At 51.1% G+C, this 22,907-nt stretch carries 21 protein-coding genes; 3 read left to right on the top strand and 18 right to left on the bottom strand.

The annotated features are described in order from the left end of the window. Positions 1 to 9: 9 nt before the first annotated feature. The 12 genes from ilvC to LPW40_RS00640 form a co-directional block, all read right to left on the bottom strand. The gene (ilvC, locus tag LPW40_RS00695; RefSeq protein ID WP_230820334.1) at positions 10 to 1,011 is read right to left on the bottom strand and encodes a ketol-acid reductoisomerase; all 1,002 of its coding nucleotides are present in this window, start codon (positions 1,009 to 1,011) and stop codon (positions 10 to 12) included. A 30-nt stretch (positions 1,012 to 1,041) separates the two neighbouring features. Next, entirely contained in the window at positions 1,042 to 1,560 is a 519-nt protein-coding gene (gene ilvN, locus LPW40_RS00690) for an acetolactate synthase small subunit (RefSeq protein WP_230820333.1), read from the bottom strand. Further along, positions 1,548 to 3,293, bottom strand: coding sequence for a biosynthetic-type acetolactate synthase large subunit (ilvB, locus tag LPW40_RS00685; RefSeq protein ID WP_230820332.1), 1,746 nt, complete (start codon positions 3,291 to 3,293; stop codon positions 1,548 to 1,550). The genes ilvN and ilvB overlap by 13 nt, the downstream gene beginning before the upstream one ends. 674 nt (positions 3,294 to 3,967) lie before the next feature. Next, positions 3,968 to 5,677, bottom strand: a complete 1,710-nt coding sequence (ilvD, locus tag LPW40_RS00680; RefSeq protein WP_230820331.1) for a dihydroxy-acid dehydratase — start codon at positions 5,675 to 5,677, stop codon at positions 3,968 to 3,970. A gap of 16 nt (positions 5,678 to 5,693) precedes the next feature. Beyond that, the gene (locus LPW40_RS00675; RefSeq protein ID WP_230820330.1) at positions 5,694 to 6,677 is read right to left on the bottom strand and encodes a bile acid:sodium symporter family protein; all 984 of its coding nucleotides are present in this window, start codon (positions 6,675 to 6,677) and stop codon (positions 5,694 to 5,696) included. A 243-nt stretch (positions 6,678 to 6,920) separates the two neighbouring features. Further along, the gene (locus tag LPW40_RS00670) at positions 6,921 to 7,901 is read right to left on the bottom strand and encodes a DUF4064 domain-containing protein (RefSeq protein ID WP_230820329.1); all 981 of its coding nucleotides are present in this window, start codon (positions 7,899 to 7,901) and stop codon (positions 6,921 to 6,923) included. Positions 7,902 to 8,031: 130 nt separating this feature from the next. Then, a complete protein-coding gene (locus LPW40_RS00665) occupies positions 8,032 to 8,307 on the bottom strand; it encodes a UPF0223 family protein (RefSeq protein WP_230820328.1) in 276 nt (91 codons plus the stop codon). A 61-nt stretch (positions 8,308 to 8,368) separates the two neighbouring features. Continuing rightward, positions 8,369 to 9,775: a dihydrolipoyl dehydrogenase gene (gene lpdA, locus LPW40_RS00660; RefSeq protein ID WP_230820327.1), complete on the bottom strand. Its 1,407-nt coding sequence runs from the start codon at positions 9,773 to 9,775 to the stop codon at positions 8,369 to 8,371. Positions 9,776 to 9,780: 5 nt separating this feature from the next. After that, positions 9,781 to 11,109: a dihydrolipoamide acetyltransferase family protein gene (locus tag LPW40_RS00655; protein WP_230820326.1), complete on the bottom strand. Its 1,329-nt coding sequence runs from the start codon at positions 11,107 to 11,109 to the stop codon at positions 9,781 to 9,783. A 30-nt stretch (positions 11,110 to 11,139) separates the two neighbouring features. Next, positions 11,140 to 12,117 carry an alpha-ketoacid dehydrogenase subunit beta gene (locus LPW40_RS00650; RefSeq protein WP_230820325.1) on the bottom strand — a complete coding sequence of 326 codons (978 nt, stop codon included), beginning with the start codon at positions 12,115 to 12,117 and terminating at the stop codon, positions 11,140 to 11,142. Positions 12,118 to 12,120: 3 nt separating this feature from the next. Beyond that, positions 12,121 to 13,227 (bottom strand): pyruvate dehydrogenase (acetyl-transferring) E1 component subunit alpha, encoded by a 1,107-nt coding sequence (gene pdhA, locus LPW40_RS00645; protein WP_230820324.1) that lies wholly within the window; start codon positions 13,225 to 13,227, stop codon positions 12,121 to 12,123. A 177-nt stretch (positions 13,228 to 13,404) separates the two neighbouring features. Further along, positions 13,405 to 14,034 carry a YkyA family protein gene (locus LPW40_RS00640; protein ID WP_230820323.1) on the bottom strand — a complete coding sequence of 210 codons (630 nt, stop codon included), beginning with the start codon at positions 14,032 to 14,034 and terminating at the stop codon, positions 13,405 to 13,407. A gap of 106 nt (positions 14,035 to 14,140) precedes the next feature. On the opposite strand from LPW40_RS00640, the gene def reads away from it, so the two are divergent. Beyond that, positions 14,141 to 14,692 carry a peptide deformylase gene (gene def / locus LPW40_RS00635; protein ID WP_230820322.1) on the top strand — a complete coding sequence of 184 codons (552 nt, stop codon included), beginning with the start codon at positions 14,141 to 14,143 and terminating at the stop codon, positions 14,690 to 14,692. Positions 14,693 to 14,717: 25 nt separating this feature from the next. Here the strand turns inward: def and LPW40_RS00630 are convergent, their stop codons facing one another. Further along, the gene (locus LPW40_RS00630) at positions 14,718 to 14,981 is read right to left on the bottom strand and encodes a hypothetical protein (RefSeq protein ID WP_230820321.1); all 264 of its coding nucleotides are present in this window, start codon (positions 14,979 to 14,981) and stop codon (positions 14,718 to 14,720) included. A gap of 245 nt (positions 14,982 to 15,226) precedes the next feature. Here LPW40_RS00630 and LPW40_RS00625 point away from each other — a divergent pair, with 245 nt between their 5' ends. Then, the gene (locus LPW40_RS00625) at positions 15,227 to 15,442 is read left to right on the top strand and encodes a DNA-dependent RNA polymerase subunit epsilon (protein WP_230820320.1); all 216 of its coding nucleotides are present in this window, start codon (positions 15,227 to 15,229) and stop codon (positions 15,440 to 15,442) included. After that, positions 15,439 to 17,133 carry a ribonuclease J1 gene (gene rnjA / locus LPW40_RS00620; protein WP_413775984.1) on the top strand — a complete coding sequence of 565 codons (1,695 nt, stop codon included), beginning with the start codon at positions 15,439 to 15,441 and terminating at the stop codon, positions 17,131 to 17,133. The genes LPW40_RS00625 and rnjA overlap by 4 nt, the downstream gene beginning before the upstream one ends. A 349-nt stretch (positions 17,134 to 17,482) precedes the next feature. On the opposite strand, the gene LPW40_RS00615 is transcribed toward rnjA, so the two are convergent. From LPW40_RS00615 to LPW40_RS00595, 5 genes are all read right to left on the bottom strand, one after another. Further along, a complete protein-coding gene (locus LPW40_RS00615; protein ID WP_230820318.1) occupies positions 17,483 to 18,142 on the bottom strand; it encodes a potassium channel family protein in 660 nt (219 codons plus the stop codon). A 120-nt stretch (positions 18,143 to 18,262) separates the two neighbouring features. Beyond that, positions 18,263 to 19,288, bottom strand: a complete 1,026-nt coding sequence (locus LPW40_RS00610) for a cytochrome d ubiquinol oxidase subunit II (RefSeq protein ID WP_097039615.1) — start codon at positions 19,286 to 19,288, stop codon at positions 18,263 to 18,265. A gap of 5 nt (positions 19,289 to 19,293) precedes the next feature. Next, positions 19,294 to 20,643 carry a cytochrome ubiquinol oxidase subunit I gene (locus tag LPW40_RS00605; protein ID WP_097038072.1) on the bottom strand — a complete coding sequence of 450 codons (1,350 nt, stop codon included), beginning with the start codon at positions 20,641 to 20,643 and terminating at the stop codon, positions 19,294 to 19,296. Between the two features lie 207 nt (positions 20,644 to 20,850). Next, positions 20,851 to 22,575, bottom strand: coding sequence for a phosphoenolpyruvate--protein phosphotransferase (gene ptsP, locus LPW40_RS00600; protein ID WP_230820317.1), 1,725 nt, complete (start codon positions 22,573 to 22,575; stop codon positions 20,851 to 20,853). Next, on the bottom strand, positions 22,575 to 22,841 hold the full coding sequence (locus LPW40_RS00595) for a phosphocarrier protein HPr (RefSeq protein ID WP_097038070.1): 267 nt from the start codon (positions 22,839 to 22,841) through the stop codon (positions 22,575 to 22,577). The genes ptsP and LPW40_RS00595 overlap by 1 nt, the downstream gene beginning before the upstream one ends. Positions 22,842 to 22,907 lie beyond the last annotated feature (66 nt).

Raw genomic sequence — 22,907 nt, 5'->3', positions numbered from 1 at the left:
TCCTTACAATTATTTTTTCACTGCTTCCCCTACAAACGGCATTAGTTCCCTAAGGTCCTTGCCGACCTGTGTGATCGGGTGGTTGTACTCCTGGTTATTGATTGCATTGTATCTTGGACGGCCCGCCTGGTTTTCAAGCACCCAGTCTTTTGCGAAGCTTCCGTCCTGGATTTCCGTCAGGATTTCCTTCATGCGCGCTTTAGTGTCGTCGTTGACCACTCTCGGTCCGCTGACGAAGTCACCCCACTGCGCTGTATCGGAAATCGAGTAGCGCATGTTTTCAAGGCCGCCTTCATACATCAGGTCGACGATCAGTTTCAATTCGTGCAGACATTCGAAGTATGCCACTTCCGGCTGGTAGCCTGCATCCGTCAGCGTTTCGAATCCTGCTTTGACAAGTGAAGTCATGCCGCCGCATAATACTGCCTGCTCACCGAACAAGTCGGTTTCAGTCTCTTCCTGGAATGTTGTCTGAAGGATGCCTGCCCTGCCTGCACCGATGCCGCCTGCATAAGCCATCGCCACCTGTGTCGCATTTCCTGTGACATCCTGATAGATTCCGTACAGTGCCGGAACGCCCGCTTCTTCCTGGTAAGTCCTGCGTACGAGGTGCCCCGGTCCTTTCGGCGCAACGAGGAATACATCGACATCTTCCCTCGGTACGATCTGACTGAAGTGGATGTTGAAACCATGCGCGAAAGCGAGTGCGCTGTTCGGCTTCATGTTATCTTTTATGCTTTCGTTGTAAACTTTCGCCTGATGTTCGTCGGGAAGTAAAATCATCGTGACATCCGCATCTTTAACTGCGTCCGCTACCGCTTTGACTTCGAAGCCGTCTTCTTGTGCCTGATCAAAGGATTTACCTTTTCTTAGACCGATGATGACTTCATAGCCTGATTCTCTCAAGTTCTGTGCGTGGGCGTGGCCCTGCGAACCGTAACCAATGATGGCGATTTTTTTTCCGTTCAATACTGCTTGGTCAAGATCTTTGTCATAAAATACTTTAGTCATAATAATTTTCTCCCTTTCATTCCTGTGAATTTATACTATTAATGTTTGGTAATCCGAAATCTGTTTGCTCTGTGTGCCTCTGGTGAATGCTGTGATGCCTGTGCGTGAAAGTTCCTTGATGCCGTATGGCGTGAGGAGGTCAATCAATGCCTCCACCTTATCCGGCTTCCCGGTCACTTCCACAATCAGGGAATTCTTTGAAATATCGAGTATCCTTGCACGGAAGGGCTCCACGATGCCGCTTATTTCGGAACGGCTCTGCGGTGTCGCCACCACTTTGATGAGGCACAATTCCCTGGCCACCTTATTATGGTGGGTGATGTCGTTCACTTTCAGGACATCGATCTGCTTATGAAGCTGCTTCGTCAGCTGCTCCACTTTGCGCTCTTCTTCGACGTCCACCACGAAAGTGATCTTGGAGATGCCCTCCTGTTCCGTCCCGCCTACTGTGATACTTTCAATATTGAAGCCGCGTCTTGACAGTAAGCCGGTCACACGGTTCAGAACCCCGCTGGAGTTCTGCACCGTTGCCGTAATTATTCTTCGCATGGTTTCACTCCTATCATTTCATGGTTCCCCTTGCCCGGCGCAACCATCGGGAATACAAGGTCCAGTTTGACGATGCGCGCATCGATCAGGGCAGGGCCGTCATGCTCGAATGCTTTCCTCAATGTTTCCCTGACTTTGCTTTCTTCCGTTACCTGGAAAGTTTCTGCACCGAAAGCTTCTCCAAGCTTCACGAAGTCCGGGTTGTTGTCGAGGAGTGACTCGGAATAGCGTTCTTCGTAGAACTTCTCCTGCCACTGCCTCACCATGCCAAGCGCCTCGTTGTTGACGATGACCACTTTGACCGGCAGGTTGTAATGCTTCAGTGTCTGCATTTCCTGCATCGTCATCTGGAATCCGCCGTCACCGACGATCGCCACCACGGTATCATCCCTGCTGCCGAGTTGTGCACCGATGGCTGCCGGCAGGCCGAAGCCCATCGTGCCGAGGCCTCCGCTTGTGACGAACCGGTTGGCTGCGTCGAATTTATAGAACTGCGCCGCCCACATCTGGTGCTGGCCGACATCCGTCGTGACGATTGCCCGGCCTTCGGTTTCTTCATATATTTGTTCGATCAGCCACTGAGGTGATATCAAATCATCGCTGCGTTCGTACCAGAATGGTGCATCGTTTTTATTTTTCATTACTTTCTCATACCACTCGGAATGGTCTTCGCAGTCCACTTCCGTTTTGTTCATGCGTTTCAGTGCTTCTTTGGCATCCCCCACCACCGGGATGTGTGTTTCGATGTTCTTGCCGATTTCGGCCGGGTCGATGTCGATATGGGCCACTTTCGCATTTGGTGCGAAGTGCTGTATCGCACCGGTCAGCCTGTCATCGAACCTTGCACCGATGTTGATCAAGAGGTCTGCTTCATATATCGCCATGTTCGCTGCATATGATCCATGCATGCCTGCCATGCCGAGGGACTGTTCGTGTGTGCCCGGGAATGTACCGAGGCCGAGCAGTGTCGTAGTGACGGGTATCCTGTACTTTTCAGCGAACTCGAGCAGATCTTCGGAAGCTTTTGCGAACTGCACGCCGGCACCTGAAAGGATGACCGGTTTTTTCGCTGTGCGCATCGCATCCATCAGACGCTTGATCTGTAATGGGTTCGGGTTGATCGTCGGCTGGTATCCCGGAAGATGGAAGTCTGTTTCAAAGGCTTCCGTGACGATCTCCTGTGAGATGTTCTTCGGAACATCGATCACCACCGGACCCGGTCTCCCTGTAGTGGCGATATGGAATGCTTCCCTTACGATTCTTGGTAAATCTTTGACATCCGTCACCTGGTAATTGTACTTTGTGATCGGCGTGGTCAGACCGATGAGGTCCGCCTCCTGGAACGCATCAGTACCGATGACGGCTGTGGACACCTGTCCTGTGAAGACGACGATTGGAAGTGAATCCATCATCGCATCCGTGATGCCCGTGATCAGGTTTGTCGCACCCGGTCCGCTCGTCGCGATCACGACGCCCGGTTTCCCGGTGGTCCGCGCATATCCTTCAGCTGCGTGGATCAAACCTTGTTCATGTCTGCATAAAATGTGATTGAATGATGCATTGCTCTTGTGGAGTGCATCATAAATGGGCAGTACAGCACCTCCAGGATAGCCGAATACTGTATCCACATTTTGATTATCCAACGCCTCAATCAAGACATCGGCACCTGTCATAAAATCCTCTTCAACTCTGCTATTCAACTGCGCCTCTTTTATTGCCAGTTCTGTCTTCATTGATAAGACCTCCTCATTTCATTCAATCACTTTTATTAAAATAAAAAACTCTTTTCCACCCACTGCTACAAAGTAACAATGGGGAGAAAAGAGCTCACTCACGGTACCACCCATTTTTGCCGGCACCTCACGGTACCGGCCTTATGGACTGCATGATAAGAGGGGTAAATGTTAATAAGGAGTTAATTTTATGGCGGTCATTCCATTTAATTTATCACTTACCATGCAGTCCGTTAATAACGGGTGGGACGCACCCGGCTGATCCTAATAAGTATGAACCTTTCAGAACAGCACTCAGGGATGAGCATAAAGTTTATATTGATCTGGGCTTTCAGCCGGGTCCCATTCTCTTTAAATCAATACGGCAAACTTTAAATTCCCTTCAAAGCTTTGTAGATTATTCAGTTTTGAATTAATCTGATATTTCTGTGATATGATGTTGAGAGTTATATTACAGCCTTTTGGCGTAAAAATCAACCTTTTCACAAAGATTTTTTTAAATTGTCTAAATCTTTTGTATTTGAAAACGATTACAACCTTGATGTGATGCATTGTTCGGTTTTTTAAATTTTTTTAAAGTTTTTTCATGGATATATGAGGCTGCCGGATAAAAATATACACACAGCATATAAAAAACCCGGACGATTAAATTCGTCCGGGTTCTTTGATCATATTTATCTTTGGTTGATGTCATCCCTGTTGAAGAAATCCGTCACTGCTCCGAGTGAGGAATGGGAGACGATATGTGCATACTTTCCGAGCACGCCTTTTTTATACAGCGGCGGCAGTTCGAGTTCATCTGCACGTGCCTTCATTTCCTCAGGGGAAACATTCATCGTGATATTCTTCATATCCTGGTCGATCGTCACAAGGTCACCTGTCTTGACGAGTGCAATCGGGCCGCCTTCCTGTGCTTCAGGCGCAATGTGGCCCACGACGAGGCCGCGTGTGCCGCCGGAGAATCTGCCGTCGGTGAGAAGTGCGACGTCTTCGCCGAGACCTTTCCCTGAAATCAGGCTGGACAGCGAAAGCATCTCGGGCATGCCCGGTCCGCCTTTCGGACCGACATAGCGTACGATGACGACATCGCCCTTTTCGACTTCATTGGCCATCACCGCATCGATCGCCTCCTGCTCCGTATTGAACACTTTGGCCGGCCCCTCATGGCGGCGGACCTGGACGCCCGATACTTTGGCGACCGCGCCTAATGGTGCAAGGTTGCCTTTCAGTACGATGAGAGGACCATCCGCACGCTTCGGTCTTTCAAGCGGCAGGATGACATCCTGTCCTTCTTTCAGAGGTTCGACTTCCTCGAGGTTCTCGGCAATAGTCTTGCCGGTCACCGTCAGGCAGTCGCCGTGGATCAGGCCGTTTTCATACAGATACTTCATTACGCCCTGCACACCGCCGACATTGTAAAGATCCTGGAAGACATATTTACCGCTCGGCTTCAGGTCCGCCAGATGCGGCACTTTCTCCTGCATGACGTTGAAGTCATCGATGGTCAGTTCCACTTCGGCCGCATGCGCAATGGCAAGCAGATGCAGGATTGCGTTCGTGGAGCCGCCGAGGGCATAGATGACGGTGATTGCATTTTCAAATGCTTCTTTCGTCAGGATGTCTTTTGGATAGATGTCTTTTTCAAGCAGGTTCAAAACGGCTTTGCCCGCTTCATATACATCCTGCTCCTTATCTTTGGAAGCAGCAGGGTTCGAAGACGACCCCGGCAGGCTCATGCCCATCGCTTCCAGGGCTGCAGCCATGGTGTTTGCCGTGTACATGCCGCCGCAGCCGCCCGGTCCCGGACAGCCGTTGCATTCGATTGCCTTCAATTCCTCGTCATCGATCTCGCCGTTGTTCCATTTGCCGATACCTTCAAAAACACTGACCAGGTCGATGTCTTCACCCTTGTGCTTACCCGGTGCGATCGTTCCGCCGTAGACGAATACGGCAGGGACGTTGAGGTTCGCCATTGCGATGGCACAGCCCGGCATGTTTTTATCACAGCCGCCGATCGCGACAAGTGCATCAAGGTTCTGCCCGCCGACCATCGTTTCGATCGAATCCGCGATGATGTCCCTTGAAGGCAGTGAAAAACGCATACCCTGCGTGCCCATTGCGATGCCGTCCGCGACAGTGATCGTGTTGAACTGTATCGGTACACCGCCTGAGGTGCTGACACCTTCTTTTGCAAATTGCGCCAGGTCATTCAGATGGATGTTGCACGGCGTCGTCTCCGCCCAGTTGCTTGCGACACCGATCTGCGGCATCTGGAATTTCTCGTCGGTGAAGCCGACCGCCCTGAGCATCGCACGGTTCGGTGCCTTGACGTTGCTTTCTGTGTAGACTTTACTGTTGATTCTGAGATCTTTTTTCTCTGACATGAATTTTCCCGCCTTTTTAAGTGATTATTTCTTCTGTCTGTCCTGTTTCTTTTTGTGCCTCTGTTCCTTCTTCATCATTCTTGATTTTGCTCATCCAGTTTGCAACGAGTGAACCTGATATGTTGTGCCATACCGAGAAGATCGCACCCGGAACTGCTGCGATCGGTGAAAAATGCGCGGTCGCAAGCGTCGCCGCAAGCCCTGAGTTCTGCATGCCCACTTCGATGGAGACCGCTTTCTGGTCCTGAACTTTGAAGTTCAGCACTTTTCCGAGCAGGAAGCCTGCAGCATAACCGAGCAGGTTGTGCAGGATGACGACTGCGAAAATCAGCAGTCCGGTCTCGATGATGTTCTGGACGTTCGTCGAGACGACGGCTGCAATTACACCGATTATACCAATAACCGACACTAATGGTAAAACACCCACCACTTTTTCCACGCGCTCACCGAGCAGATAGTTGACGAATATGCCCAGCACGACCGGTATCAATACGATCTGAACTATGGAGATGAACATCGCCATGAACGACACCGGCAGCAGTGCACTCGCAAGCAGCAGTGTCAGCATCGGCGTGATGACCGGTGCAAGCAGTGTGGAGATGGATGTCGCCGCAATGGAGACCGCGACGTTACCCTTGGCAAGGAAAGTCATGACGTTGGATGACGTCCCGCCCGGTGTACACCCGACCAGTATCACACCGATCGCGATTTCTGCCGGCAGCTGGAATGCCCATACCAGCAATATCGAGATGAGCGGCATGATCGTATACTGCGCGAGCACAGTTACAAGGACTGGCTTCGGCGCCTTGACGACCTGCTTGAAGTCGCTGAGCTTCAAAGTGAGCCCCATGCCGAACATGATGATTCCGAGCAGTATCGAAATGTACGGTGCAATCCAGGTGAACCCTTCCGGTAAAACAAACGCGAGAACCGCAAAGACGAGTGCCCATACCGCGAAAGTGCTGCCCACGAACTGGCTGAAACGAATTAATGCATTCATAACTGAAGACCCCATTCTATGTATATTCATTTAATAGCACTTATGATAACAAATTTTCAAAGAAGACAATAGCTTTATTTTTTAATTTTTAGAATGTTTCCATCTTTCCGTGAGTGGGGACAGTCATGCGGACTCTGATTTCATCGTGTTGGTACCGATTCCAAATGATACCGACTTTTTTGTAACAAATTGCACCGGTAAGGCATGTCAATAAAAAAAGCCCGCACATGGCGGGCGCATTCATCATCTGTAATCGTCATTGTTGCGGCGGTCCACGTTCTGGCGGCGCTCTGTCGTTGCATCGCTTTCATAGCTGTAGTCCTTATCACGTCCGGAACGGCTGCGGTCATCATCGACTGCGAGGCCGTGCGTGCGCTTATATTCCTCTTCAGTCACAGGTTCCACCGTGCTTTCGGAATCGATGTTGCCGTCCACGAAGCGGTCGTTCTCCCTCGTCTCCGTGTAATGGTCGCCTTCACTGATCTTGTTGAACTGGCGGGTTTCCTCGATGTCGCTCCGACGGTCCCTCGTGTTGTCGTCCCTGTAGTCGCGGTCGGTCCGGACATCATCTCTGTCCCTGCCCCGGCTGCGGTCGGTTTCATATTCGCGCTCGCGTTCGTACTCCTGGCTGCGCGCATAATCACTCTGTCTGCCGCGGTCATCAAGATCACGGTCGTATCTTACAGGTCCGGCATTCGGGTCTTCAGAACGGTCCCTGATACCGCCGCGGTCCGCATCAAGCGGCTCCAGGTCATCACTTGTGATCACTTCATCCTTCCTCACGAATAAAAGGATTGCTGCAATGATGAAGAATAAAGGTATGAGTCCTGTAATCACACCCAGTACGAGCGGTGCGGACAACAGCCCAGCAAGCAGCAGGAGGAACCCTGCCAAAATGCGGCGCCTCATGGTCAACAGCCCGAACAGGCCGAGTATCAGCGGCAGTGCCAGGTACAGCGCGAACATCCAGAAGCTGTTCAGAATCCCGATCATCATCTGGGACATTTCTTCTGCGCTCACACCATCAATATTCTGCATTTCTATCTGTTCCTGGGCGATCATGTTGATCTCATCAAGGAATGCCTGATCGTTCACCGTCACCAGTGAGAAAAATAACAGGAATCCTGCGATGATAAGTAATCCGATCCATGCCAGCCAACCGAATATCTTCTCTGCAATACGGCTCACCGGCCGTACAGTCTGTGTGTATTCTCGTCTAGCCATAGCGACCTCCTGTAAATATGTCTTTTAAAATCACTTCTTTAAACCATTACCCGTGATCATATAATTTAATCACAAATGTTCTGCAATATATATTTAAAACTGCAGAAAACAAACGTGCAATCCGCGGCGGTCATGCCCTGATTATATCCTGGTCGCCGGCGTCTTTCAGCTGCCTGACCAGGGTGTAGGACTCAAGGCCGCTCTGCTCCTTGAATTCCCTGAAAAGCGTCTTCTCCCCGCTCTTCGAGGGCACGACTTCCTTGAAGGCCCTGTAGCGCCGTTTAAGTTCCGCCGCCGAAACCCCTTCATCATGGCCGTTCTCCACCGCTTCGAAGAATTCAACGACTTTCACGACTTCATCCGTCGTCCAGTCGGTATCCAATGGATAACTGTATTCCTGTGCCATCTTCAATCACCTCATAAAAATCAAAAATAAAAGGCGTCATAAAGACGCCTTGAAATTTATATTACATGGAGTGGATCGGTCTGCCCAGTGCGACTTCAGCCGCTTCCATAGGAATCTCACCTAAAGTAGGGTGTGCATGGATCGTCAGAGCGATATCTTCCAGAGTGATGCCTGTCTCGACGGCAAGTCCGAGTTCTGCAATGATGTCGGAAGCACCGTCACCTGCGATCTGCGCACCGAGTACGAGGCCGTCTTCTTTACGCGCAACGACTTTTACGAAACCGTCCGATTTGTTCAGACCGAGCGCACGTCCGTTTGCACCGAACGGGAACTGTCCTGTGACGACTTCAAAGCCTTCTTCCTTGGCATCCGCTTCGTTGAGTCCGACTGTCGCCAGTTCAGGCTCGGTGAAGCATACTGCAGGCATGCCGATGTAGTCGACTTCTGACTTCTCGCCCGCAATCGCTTCAGCGGCGATCTTGCCTTCGTAGCTTGCTTTGTGTGCAAGCGGCAGACCTTCAACGATGTCGCCGATTGCGTAGATGTTGTCGATGGAAGTCCTTGACTGCTTGTCGACTTCGATCAGGCCGCGGTCCGTCTTTTTGATGCCGAGCTGTTCAAGGCCGATTTCTTCGGTGTTCGGTTTACGGCCGACAGTGACGAGCACGTAGTCCGCTTCGACTTCGTGGGTTTCACCTTTGGCTTCATAAGTGACCTTCACACCGTTTTCAGTTTCTTCAGCAGATTTCGCCATCGCCTGAGTGACGACTTTCACGCCTTTTTTCTTAAGGTTACGCTTGACGAGTGAAGTCATGCGCTTTTCGAATCCGCCGAGGATATCTTTTTGCCCTTCGAGGATCGTCACTTCAGTGCCGAAGTTCGCGTAGGCCGTGCCGAGTTCAGTACCGATGTAGCCGCCGCCGATGACGATCAGCTTTTCAGGCTTCTCCTGAAGGTCAAGTGCGCCTGTTGAATCGATGATGCGCTCGCCGAACTTGAAGCCCGGGATTTCAATCGGACGTGAGCCCGTCGCGATGATCGCATTTTTGAACTTGTAAGTCTGGGACTGCTTGTCGTCCATGACTTTCATCGTGTTGTTGTCGACGAAGTAAGCTTCACCTTTGACCATTTCGACTTTGTTGCCTTTCAGAAGACCTTCAACACCGCCGACAAGTTTGTCGACGACACTTTGTTTGAAGGACTGCACTTTGGAGAAGTCAAGGCTGACATTTTCAACTTTGACGCCCATTTCTTCGGAATTCTGCGCTTCCTGGAAACGGTGTGAGGATGAGATGACTGCTTTAGACGGAATACATCCGACATTCAGGCACACGCCTCCCCATGCATTCTTCTCGACGATCGTCACTTTCTGTCCCAGCTGTGCTGCACGGATTGCCGCAACATAACCTCCTGGACCTGCACCAACTACAATTGTATCTGTTTCAATAGGAAAATCTCCAACTACCATTCCAATTATCCCTCCATCAGTAATAATTCCGGATTATTCAATAATCTCTTGATATGATTTAAAGCAGTTTGAGCTTTCATGCCATCAACCTGTCTATGGTCATAGCTCAATGATAACGCAAGAACACGTGCCGGTACAACCTGACCATCCCTGACGATCGCTTTTTCCTCGATGCGCCCGATTCCAAGGATTGCCACTTCAGGCTGGTTGATGACCGGGGTGAAGTGGGCTCCGCCTGCAGAACCGAGGTTTGAGATCGACATTGAGCCGCCCTTCATCTCGTCGCCGGACAATTTACCGTCGCGGGCTTTTTCAGCAAGCTGGTTGATTTCATCCGAGATTTCAAACATCGACTTCTTGTCGGCATCTTTGATGACCGGGACCACAAGGCCGCGCTCGGTGTCCGCTGCAATGCCGATGTTGTAGTAATGTTTCTGGATGACTTCCATTGATTCGCTGTCGATGGAAGTGTTCAGTTCAGGGAATTTCTTCAGTGCCGATACCACTGCTTTGACCACATAAGGGAGGAAAGTGAGTTTCACACCCTGCTCTGCAGCGATCTCCTTGAATTTCTTGCGGTGATCCCACAGGTCATCCACTACGACTTCATCAAGATGCGTCACGTGAGGTGAAGTCTGTTTGGAATTCACCATGGCTTTGGCGATCGCCTTCCTCATGCCGGACATTTTCTCCCGTGTTTCAAGGGACTCATCCGCTGAAGCGGCTGCTGCGGTTTGTACCTCTTCCTGTGGTGCCTCTTCGGAAGCCGCTTCTTCTCCGGATTCTGCCGGTGCATCGCCGCTCTTGAATGCTTCGATATCTTCCTTGGTCACACGGCCGTTTTTGCCCGAGCCGCTCACCTGGCTGATATCGATGCCTTCTTCACGTGCGAACTTGCGCACCGACGGCATCGCGATCACACGGCCACCTGAAGGTTCCTCTTCTTTTCCATCTTCCTGATCTTTGGAATCATCCGCGCCTTCTGCTTCGGGCTCGGCTTCTTCCTTCTTGGAGTCGTCTTTCTTCTCTTCCTCTTCAGAGCTTTCTTCTTTGGAGCTGTCTTCTTCTGATGTTTCAGACTCCCCGCTGTCTTCGGAACCGTCATCGATCGTCACGATGACAGTACCCACGGTCGTCACTTCACCTTCTTCAATATGAAGCTTTTTGATCGTGCCGTCAACCGGTGACGGTATTTCAACAAGTGCTTTATCGTTCTGGATTTCAGCGAGTACGTCGTCTTCTTTGATTTCATCGCCTTCGGCGACCATCCACTTCGCTATTTCACCTTCATGGATGCCCTCGCCGATATCAGGCAGTTTAAATTCAAAAGCCACTGTAACTCCTCCTTTTTGAATGTGTTTATATTAGAAATTATAAACTTCTTTGGCAGTTTCGATGATATCGTCCTTGTTCGGCAGCCATACTTCCTCCGCCTGTGTGAACGGATAGACCGTATCCGGTGCCGTCACCCGCTTGATCGGTGACTCGAGGCTCAAAATCACGCGCTCGGACAGTTCGGCTGCAACGTTTGCTGCAATGCCGGCCTGGCGCTGTGCTTCCTGCACGACCACCGCACGGTTCGTCTTTTCAACCGATTCGACCAGGGTCTCATAATCCACAGGGGACACGGTCCGGAGGTCGATCACCTCTGCGGAGATCCCTTCCTCTTCAAGCGCTTCTGCAGCCTTCAGTGATTCCTGCACCATCGCACCGTATGCGATCAGGGTGATGTCAGTGCCTTCCCGCTTCACTTTCGCCTTGCCGATTTCAACCGTATAATCCTCTTCCGGCACTTCTTCACGGAAGGAACGGTACAGCTTCATATGCTCAAGGAAGACCACCGGGTCATCCGAACGTATCGCTGCGATCAGCAGTCCTTTCGCATCTGCAGGGTTGGAAGGGATGACCACTTTCAGGCCCGGCGTCTGTGCCATCAGCCCTTCCAGTGAATCCGCGTGCATTTCAGGCGTGTGGACACCGCCGCCGAATGGTGCACGGATGACGACCGGTGTCGGTTTTGATGCACCTGAACGGTAACGGTGCCTTGCGATCTGACCTGCAACCCCGTCCATCGCCTCGAATACGAATCCGAAGAACTGGATTTCCATGACGGGACGGTACCCTTCCAGCGTCAGGCCGAGGCCCATCGATACGAGGGCACTTTCGGCGAGCGGCGTATCGAATACGCGCTCTTCGCCGAATTCTTTCTGCAGGCCTTCAGTCGCACGGAAGACACCGCCGTTGACGCCGACGTCCTCACCAAAGACAAGGACATTTTCATCATTTTTAAGTTCAGTGGCCATCGCTTCTGTGATCGCCTGAATCATCGTCTTTTCAGCCATTATCTATTTCGACTCCTTTTCTTTGTAGACTTCATACTGTTCTTCCAGGTTTTGCGGCATGTCATCATACATGATCTCCATCAGCTGCGTGACAGTCTGTTTATCTGTCGCATCCGCCTCTTTGATCGCTTTTTTGACATCTTCTTTCGCCTGCTCCATTACCTCGTTCTCTTTATCTTCGCTCCAGAGGTCCTTTGATTCAAGGAACTTGCGGAAGCGGACGAGCGGATCCTTCTTCTCCCACTCGGAGTCCTCATCGGATGTACGGTAGCGTGTCGGGTCGTCCCCGGCCATCGTATGCGGTCCATAGCGGTAGCAGAGCATCTCGATCAGGGTCGGACCTTCGCCGTCCACGGCGCGGTCCCTTGCATCTTTCGTCACTTTATATACAGCAAGCGGATCCATGCCGTCGACGAGCACACCCGGTATGCCGACTGAAACTGACTTCTGCGCCAGTGTTTTGGCATTCGTCTGCAGGTCGCGCGGGGTGGAGATGGCGTAATGGTTGTTCTGGATGACGAAGATTGCCGGCGCGAGATAAGCGCTTGCAAAGTTGATGCCTTCATAGAAGTCACCCTGTGAGGAACCGCCGTCGCCCGTATAAGTGATGGCCACGGCTTTCTTGCCGCGTTTCTTCAGCCCGAGTGCGACACCTGCCGTCTGCACGAACTGTGCACCGATGATGATCTGCGGGCTTAAAGCGTTTACACCTTCCGGGAACTGGTTCCCTTTGAAGTGGCCGCGTGAGAACAGGAATGCCTGTGTCAAAGGCAGGCCGTGCCAGATCAGCTGCGGGACGTCCCTGTAGCCCGGCAGGATGTAGTCCTCTTTTTCAAGGGCGTACTGGCTTGCGATCTGTGATGCCTCCTGGCCGGCAGTCGGTGCATAGAAGCCGAGGCGCCCCTGTCTGTTCAGCGAGATTGAACGCTGATCCAGGACACGTGTCCAGACCATCCGCCTCATCAGCTCGACGAGTTCATCGTCCGATAAGTCGGGCATATCCGCCTTGTTCACTACTTCCCCTTTTTCGTCCAGAATCTGGTACATTTCAAATTTTTCTTCGATCTCTTCCAATGTTTTTACAGGATCGAATCCTTTTTTAGATGCCATTGAATGTTCACCGAACCTTTCACAATTTAGTGGTTGTTTATTAAACCATTTATATAAGATTTTATCACACCCTGTTATAACAGTAAATTAAGCGGATGTGAAACAGATTGATACAAACATTGAGGCAAAGCGCTTTCAAAGTCAGAACAGAAAAATCTGTTATATGACACGGATGTTTTATTCCGCAAAGATGCTGTAAACTTCATTCTTTACTTCATTTAACCTTTCTGTGGCGGTCGCAAACTCATCCTGCTTTTCTGTAAGCGCTTCATATTCTTCATTCAGTGTGTTGATTCTGTCGTCGATGGTGTCCTGGCTCAGCTCTTCGGACTGCAGGTGTTCGAACAGCCCCATCTCCTTATTCAGCACCCTCTCGAACACACCCATCAGGTCGCCGTGCACGTCATAGCGCTCATCCGCTGCGGTGATCAGCCCCTCCGCATGCCGGCGGTACTCGTCGTTGTCGATGTCGTCTATTCCTTCCGCCGCTTCCGCCGCTTTTTCTTCAGACTCCGCCATGACCGCCTCTTCGGCCCTGATCAGCCCGAGGCGCTCTTCGGTGTTCGCTTCAAGTGTCTCGCCCATCTCAGTCAATTCACCGCGCTCCGCCGTCGATAAGTTGTCCTGTATCTGTCCCCGCTCATTTTCAAGTGCATTGTAATCACTGCTGATATCCCGGATCTCCTCTTCAATTTCAAGCGTTTCCTGGAATTCCATATAGAAGTCTTCCAGTTCATCCATTTCACTGCTGCATGCGCCAAGTATGAAAATCAAACCTGCCATCATGAAGCCGGCAATCTTCCTCATTAAAAATCCCCCACATTATCCATTTTAAATAGTCGCCAGATGTTATCTATCATGTCCATTTATAGTATACTATAAATATTCCTACACAAAAACAGGAGGGTTTAACGTGTTGACTATGAAAGACATCGTACGTGATCCGGATCCGATCTTAAGGAAGAAAGCCGCCGAGATCACTGATATAGACGAAGAAACGATTTCGCAGCTGAAAGAGATGAGGGAATACCTCATCAACTCACAGAATCCGGAGACGGCGGAGAAGTACGGCCTGCGCCCGGGCGTCGGCATCGCCGCACCGCAGATCGGCCTCGATAAGAGGATGCTCGCCATTTATGTCGAGAATGAAGAAGGCGAAGCGGAATATGATTATATGCTGATTAACCCGAAGGTGAAGAGCCATTCGGTGACCGAGACATACCTGCCGGGCGGCGAAGGGTGCCTGAGCATCGATGAGGAGTATGAGGGGCTCGTCCACCGGTACCAGCGGGTGCGCGTCACTGCGACGACGATCGACGGGAAACCGATCGAGATCAAGGCCAAAGGGTATCTTGCAGTCGTACTCCAGCATGAGCTCGACCACCTCGACGGCATACTGTTCTATGACCGCATCGACAAAGATTTCCCGAACGACCCGAAAATCGGCGCAAAACCTTTGGAATAATAAAAAACCCGTGGATCCACGGGTTTTACAGGAAATCATCCCGGCGTTCCTTGAACGGGATGTTTTTTTCGTAGAGCAGCGGTTTCAGTTCATCGAACGTCTCCAGGTCCAACACTTCTGGATCCTTAACGTGCCTCGGCCGGTGGATGTCCCCGGTGCCTGTTGCGTCCGCGTATTCGTAGTTCATGACGACGCCCCTGTCACGGACATTGAACTCGAGGCGGCTGAATTCCCGGTCCTCCCGTTCCGACTCCATCATGATCCGCGTCAATAAGTCTTGTGCTTTCACATGCTTCCCTCCATTCACTTCCATTATAAAGTCTTTGCATGCCGGTCGTCTATATTGTAGAATAAAAATAAGTGTATATGGGGGATGCAGGTATAGATCGTGAAGCATCCTCGGGAGAAGAAGTTTATTAGGCAATGAATTCAGGAAGAGTGATTAATCCTAAAATTGTGCTTAACTTATATTGAGCACAATTTTTTTGATGATAATAAAAACCAATATATATTTATAAAGAAGGAGAAATGAAAATGGCAGTATTCAAAGTGTTTTACCAGGAAAACCTGACAGACCGCATCATCCGTGAAGATACGTCCACAAAATATTTCGAAGCCGAATCAGAGTCGGAAGTGCGCAGGATTTTAAGCGACTCGGGCTACAACATCGAATTCATCGAGGAACTCAGCGATGCTCACCTGAATTACGAAAAAGAAAACAATTCACAATTTAAGGTGGAGAATTTATAATGGCACTCGAAAAACAGGAAGTCGGCGTATTCGCGCTGGGCGGTCTTGGTGAAATCGGCAAGAACACCTACTGCGTCGAATACAAAGACGAAATCATCATCATCGACGCCGGGATCAAGTTCCCGGATGACGAGCAGCTCGGAATCGACTATGTCATACCCGACTACAGCTACCTGATCGAAAACAAACATAAGATCAAAGCGCTCGTCGTCACGCATGGGCATGAGGACCACATCGGCGGGATACCGTATTTATTGAAAGAGCTGAACGTACCGATATATTCCGGCCCGCTCGCACTCGGGCTGATACGCAACAAACTGGAGGAGCATCGTCTGCTGCGTACGGCGGAACTGCACGAAGTCCAGGAGGACACCGTACTCGACTTCGGCAATATGACCGTCGACTTCTTCCTCGTCACCCACTCCATACCGGAGGCATACGGCGTCGTCGTAAGGACACCGGAAGGCAACATCGTCCATACCGGCGACTTCAAATTCGACTTCACACCGGTCGGTGAGCCTGCAAACATCGCGAAGATGGCACAGCTCGGCGAAGAAGGCGTATTGTGCCTCCTGTCGGATTCGACGAATGCGACCGTCCCGAACTTCACGATCAGTGAAAAGGCGGTCGGCCAGAATGTCGAGGACATCTTCAGGAAATGTACGGGGAGGATCATCTTTGCGACATTCGCATCGAACATATACCGTGTGCAGCAGGCGATCGACGCCGCTGTGAAGCTCGACCGTAAAATCTGCATCTTCGGACGCAGCATGGAGAACAACATCAGGATCGGCACCGAGCTCGGCTACATCAAGGCGCCGCCTGAGACGTTCATCGAGCCGAAGATGATCAACAAGATCGAAAAACACAAAGTCATGATCCTGTGTACAGGCTCCCAGGGTGAGCCGATGGCCGCCCTTTCAAGGATCGCGAACGGCACGCACCGTCAGATCAGCATCATCCCGGATGATACGGTCATATTCAGTTCATCACCGATCCCGGGCAACACATTGAGCGTCAACCGTACGATCAACTCGCTCTTCAAAGCAGGCGCGGACGTTATCCACGGCCGCTTATCCAATATCCATACGTCGGGGCACGGTTCCCAGGAGGAGCAGAAACTCATGCTCCGCCTGATCAGGCCGAAGTACTTCATGCCGATCCACGGCGAGTACCGCATGCTGAAGCTCCATAAGGACCTCGCCGTCTCGACAGGCATGGCAGAAGAGGACGTATTCCTCATGGAACTCGGCGACGTGCTTGCGCTGACGAAGGATTCGGCACGCTTGAGCCACCGCGTCCAGGCCGGCACCGTCTTCGTCGACGGCATCGGCATCGGGGACATCGGCAACATCGTCCTGCGCGACCGCAAGGACTTGTCCGAAGAAGGACTCGCAATCGTCGTCGTCTCCATCGACTTCAAGAATAAAAAGCTCCTCAGCGGACCGGACATCATCTCCCGCGGATTCGTCTACATGCGCGAATCCTACGGACTGATCCGCAGCGCCGAGAAGAAGATCAAAGACGACGTCAATAAACTCCTCGAATCCAAAGATAAGGTCGAATGGTTCAACGTCAAACAGGTCATCATCGAAGAACTCAGCCAGCACCTGTACAGAAAGACCAAACGCAGCCCGATGATTCTTCCGATGATCATGAGGGTCAACGACGAAAAACTTCAGAAGAAATAAATATGCATGAAGCCGGGACTTTTGTCCCGGTTTTTTTGTGTGCTGGTGATGCGGGGGCGCGGGTGGCGTTTAGTTGTGGCCGGACAGTCTCGTAACTAAACGTTTGGGAACCAGTAGTGTTTAGTTGTGGCTGGAAAATCTCGTAACTAAACGTTTGGGAACCAGTAGTGTTTAGTTGTGGCGGGAAAATCTCCTAACTAAACGTCTGGAACCTGGTAGTGTTTAGTTAAGCTTGGAAAATTTCGTAACTAAACGGCACTGCCCGGCCCCACGGCAAAAAAGAGGCTGGCGTCTTATGCCCGGCCTCTTTCCCGTGTCTGATATGATTTTTATTTGCATGAAATTTAACTTAATCCATCATCTTTTTCTCAAAGGCGGTGAGGTCACTGTCTTCGCCGATGGCGATCAGTATATCATCCCGCTCGATCTCGAGGTTCGGATCCGGGGAGATAAGGATGTCCTTACCCCGCTTGATCGCGATGATGCTGATGCCGTAGACCGCGCGGATGTTCAGTTCAAGGATCGACCGTCCGGCGAGCTTCTTGCCGGCGAGGTATTCCACGACTGAATATTCGTTGCTCAGTTCGATATAATCCAATACGGAGCTCGACATCATCTTATGCGCGATGCGTCGCCCCATGTCGCGTTCGGGATGGACGACATAATCCGCACCGATCTTATCGAGCACCCGCGCATGATATGTGCTCTGGGCCTTCACCGTCACACTCTTGACGCCGATGTCCTTCAGGAGGAGTGTCGTCAGTATGCTCGACTGGATGTTGTCACCGATCGCCACGATGACATGGTCAAAGTTCCTGAGCCCGAGATCTTTCAGGACGGACTCCTCCGTCGTATCGGCGATCACCGATTCGGTCGCGATATCCTGAAAATCCTTCACCCGCTCAGGGTCCCTGTCTATCGCCAGCACATTGGCATCCAGTTCATTCAGTTCCTCCACTATGCTGCCGCCGAACCTGCCAAGCCCGATCACCGCAAATTCCTTCTTCATTTCCGACTCCTCCGCTTCATTGAAACATCTTCATGATCATAATTCATATAATAAACTTCTCACTGCAGAATTCAACATATAAATTAAAAAACCGCGCCCCTTTCCGGGACGCGGTGCAAATCAGTATCCTTCCTCATTCTTACCTTCCACATACTCCGCATTGAAGATGAAGAGTCTGAGGAGGAGGATGAGGCTCGGTATGAGCAGCAACAGACCGAGGACGAAGGCGACCGTCAGGCTGAATGCCATCGCTTCGTTCACAACGCTCGTGTTGATGTCGATGTAAGGATACAGTATATACGGCAGCTTGCTGATGCCGTAGCCGTAAAACGCAAATCCGAACTGCAGCATGATCATGATGAATGCAAGGCCGAAGTTCCGCTTCTTCCAGATCAGGAAGACCGCGATGATCATCGCAAGCAGGCTCAGGCCGAATAAATACCAGTAATCCTGTGCCGACTGGAAGTGCTCATAGTTGTGCTCCCTGAGGCTCAGGAAAGTGAACTGGCTGATCACAAGCATCGGCAGCGACCAGATCAGAAACCAGTTCCTGAACGTCTCCATGGCGTCTTTATTTTTCGCCTTTGATGCATAGTACGTCAGGAATCCGCTGGAGATATACAATACAAGGATGATCGCAAGGAACACGATCGTCCATGCATAGGAACTGAAGAACAGCTCCTGTATGTTCAGCTGCACCCCGTCGCCGTCCTCGTATATATATCCGCCTTCCGAGATCACCAGCACCACCGACAGTGATGCCGGGATCAGAAGCCCCGTCACCCCGTACAGGAATGCCCAGGATTTACGCGGTTTCGTCGCACTCGCGTTGAATGCATAGTAGCTTCCGCGTATCGCGAGGAGGATCAGTGCGATGCTCCCCGGTATCAACAGCGTGGTCCCGAGATAGTACGCGGTGTCCGGATAGAATCCGACGATGCCCACGAAGAAGAACACGAAGAATACGTTCGTCACTTCCCAGACCGGGCTCAAATAGCGCTGGATGATATGGCTGACCGTCCGGTGCTGGCCTGTCTCTATCGCATAGTAGTTGAAGAACCCGGCCCCGAAATCGATCGCCGCAACGATGATATAGCCGTACAGGAAAGTCCAGAGCACCGTGATTCCGATCAATTCATAATTCAGATCCATCATTTGGCATCCACTCCCTCACCGTAATATTCCGCACGCGAAGCTTCCGCCGAACTGTTGTTGAACATCTTGATCAGTACATAGGCACATGTGAATCCGAGTATGATGTACAGGATGATGAATGCAATCAGCACGAGGCCGAGTCCATCCGCATTGGTGACGGCTTCCGCCACCCGCATATAACCCCGTATGATCCATGGCTGACGCCCCATCTCCGCCAGGAACCAGCCTGCCTCGATCGCCATCATGGACAGCGGTCCGGTCAGGAAGTATGCATACAGCAGCGCCGGATGGTGTTCGTTAAAGCGGGTGAACTTCTTGACGATGAAGTAGATCACCGAGACGCCGAAGGCATACATCCCGAAGAACACCATCAGGTCAAAGAAATAATGGATGACCATGGGCGGATGTTCTTCTTCCGGTATGTCATTCAGACCGGTCACCTCCGTATCAAAGGAGTTGCCCGACAGGAAGCTGAGCGCCCACGGGATCCTAAGCGCGTAATTCACTTCCTGTGTCTCTTCATCAAGCACGCCGAACAGGACCAGATCGGCATAAGGCTCAGTCTCGAAATGCCACTCCATCGCGGCCAGTTTTTCCGGCTGCTCATTGTGGAGGAATTTCGCTGAGAAGTCTCCTGCGACTATTGTAAGTAAACTCATGACAAGGCCGATGGCCATCGTCACTTTCAGACCCTTCATATGATATTCGCGGTCTTTTTTGAATTTATTTTTGATCAGCTTGAATGCTGCAATCGATGCAAGTATGAATGCTGCGGTCATATAGGCCGTTGCCACGACGTGGAAGACCCTCACGTAGACCGACGGGTTGAACATCGCCGCAATCGGGTCGACGTTGACGAATGCGTCTTCGGCCAAATCGAATCCGGCAGGCGTATTCATGAATGAGTTCACAGATGTGATGAACACCGCCGACAAAGTTGAACCGATGACGATTGGAATGTTCAATAACCAGTGATGCCAAGGGTTTTTGAACCGGTTCCATGTATATAGGAAAATACCCAGGAATATAGCTTCAAAGAAAAACGCAAATGTTTCCATGAACAGAGGCAGTGCGATGAGCTGTCCGCCGAGCCTCATGAAGTCCGGCCATATCAGCGACAGCTGCAGGCCGATGATGGTCCCCGTCACGACCCCGACTGCGATCGTTACGGTGAATCCTTTGGCAATCCGTCTTGCCATAGTCATATACTGGGAGTCTTTATTTTTAATACCCAAAAATTCCATGACCATAATAACGATTGGTATGCCGACACCCAAAGTGGCGAAGATTATGTGGAAACTGAGTGTACTCGCCGTTATTATGCGTCCTAATAGAACATCATCCACTTTTATCACTCCTTATATCCGTATCCCTCATTATATATCCAAATCACCGGATTTCAATTCTCATCCATGACAATATTGTGAAAAAATGTTCAATAAAATAAAAGACAATTTATCGCCATCAAAATGCGGATATATTCCCGGTGAAATAAAAAAAGGCACATGAAAATTCACAGTCGGATAGCGTGAAATTCATGTGCCGTGTGCACATTACAGACGTTCGGTATACTCTTTGACAAGCGCGGTCACCGTATCTGAATCCGGTGAACGGAGGGCCGCTTCAACCAGATGCTCCATATCCGTCTTTTTAAGGTTTTTGATCTGGCTGCGTGCTTTCAGCACACTGCCTGCACTCATTGAAAGCTCATCGAGGCCGAGGCCGATGAGGAGCGGCATGGCAGTCGAATCCCCCGCCATCTCGCCGCACATGCCGACCCATTTGTCCTCGCGGTGTGCGGCTTTGACGACGTTGTCGATCAGCCGCAGCAATGCCGGGTGGTAAGGCTGGTACAGATAGGATACGTTCTCATTCATCCGGTCTGCAGCGAATGTATACTGGATCAGGTCGTTTGTGCCGATGCTGAAGAAGTCCACCACTTTTGCGAATTCATCCGCAAGGATGGCAGCAGACGGGATCTCCACCATGATGCCTGTCTCTATATCATCTTTGACATCCACCTTGTCCGCCTTCAGTTCATCCCTGCACTCGATGAGCAGTGCCTTCGCCTCTTCGAATTCCTGGATAGTGGCGATCATCGGGAACATGATCTTCAGATTCCCGTGTACACTTGCACGGAGCAGTGCACGCAGCTGCGTCCTGAAGAGCTCTTTATTGCCGAGGGCCATACGGATGGCTCTGTAGCCGAGGAAGGGATTGAGCTCCTTCGGCATATCGAGGGCCGGCACTTCCTTGTCGCCGCCGATGTCGATCGTCCTGACGACGACGGGTTTATCGTCCATCTTTTCAAGCACGGTCTTGTATGCTTCATACTGCTCATCTTCAGTCGGCAGCTTGTCGCGTCCCATATAGAGGAACTCGGTGCGGAACAGGCCGATGCCTTCGGCGCCGTTGGCAAGCACGCCCTCGACGTCATCCGGCGTACCGATGTTCGCGCCGAGCTCGACCGTGATGCCGTCCTGCGTCTCAGTCTCATCATCTTTCAGTTCAAGAAGGGTTTCACGCTCGCGCTTAAGCTCGTTCGTCTTCAGCTCGTAGGCCTTGATTTCCTTTTCATCCGCCCCGGCGATGACGTCCCCGGCCGTCCCGTCGACGATCACGATATCGCCGTCATTGACAGCAGACGTCACCTCTTTTGTGCCGACGACCGCAGGAATCTCAAGGGACCGTGCCATGATCGCAGAATGCGATGTACGGCCGCCTGCATTCGTCACAAAGCCTTTCACGAACCGCTTGTCGAGCTGTGCGGTGTCGGAAGGCGTCAAGTCGTCTGCCACGATGATGACTTCCTCATCGATCGATGCCGGGTCCGGCAGGGTGCGTCCGAGCAGGTGTGCAAGCAGGCGCTTCGACACATCCTTGATGTCCGCTGCGCGCTCCCTCATGTATTCATTATCCATCTCTTCAAAAGTCTTCAAATACTGGTCGCGCACCTCGACGAGTGCCTGCGGTGCACTATGACCGCCGGTGATCTTCTCTTCGATCGGGCCGACGAATTCCGGATCATCCAGGACCATGAGGTGTGCTTCGAAAATCGCTGCATGCTCAGGCCCTACGGTCTCCTCTGCATAGTTGCGGATTTTGGTGACCTCCACTTTCGTCTCGTGGAGGCTGTTTTTGAATTTCTGCACTTCATCTGCCGATGCACTGCCGTCGATTGAAGTTTTGGTGAAATTCAGGTCGGGTTCGACGAGTGAGTAGGCTTTTGAAATCGCAATGCCGTCACTTGCGCCGATCCCTTTCAGTATTTTTGACATCAGCCAGTCAGCCCCTCTTTACTAAGAGTATCCGTCACTGCCTGCAGTGCTTCTTCTTCATCATTCCCATCTGCATAGACTGTGACTTCCGAATCTTTGCCCACTCCGAGTGACATGACACCCATGATTGATTTCAGGTTGACTTTCTTGCCGTTGTACTCCAGCTGCAGATCCGAGTCAAACTTGGATGCCGTCTGTACGAGGATGGTTGCGGGCCTTGCATGTATACCTGTTTCGTCTGTTATGAAATATGATTTTTGCTCCATTGCTGATTATCTCCTTTTTGTCGTGAAATGAATTGATTGTGTTTACAGCATTGCTTAATATGATTT

This window comes from Salinicoccus halitifaciens (genome assembly GCF_021026095.1).
Taxonomy (GTDB): domain Bacteria; phylum Bacillota; class Bacilli; order Staphylococcales; family Salinicoccaceae; genus Lacicoccus; species Lacicoccus halitifaciens.
The sequence above is the reverse complement of the archived record's forward strand: the minus strand, read 5'-3'. Positions and strand labels throughout refer to the sequence as shown.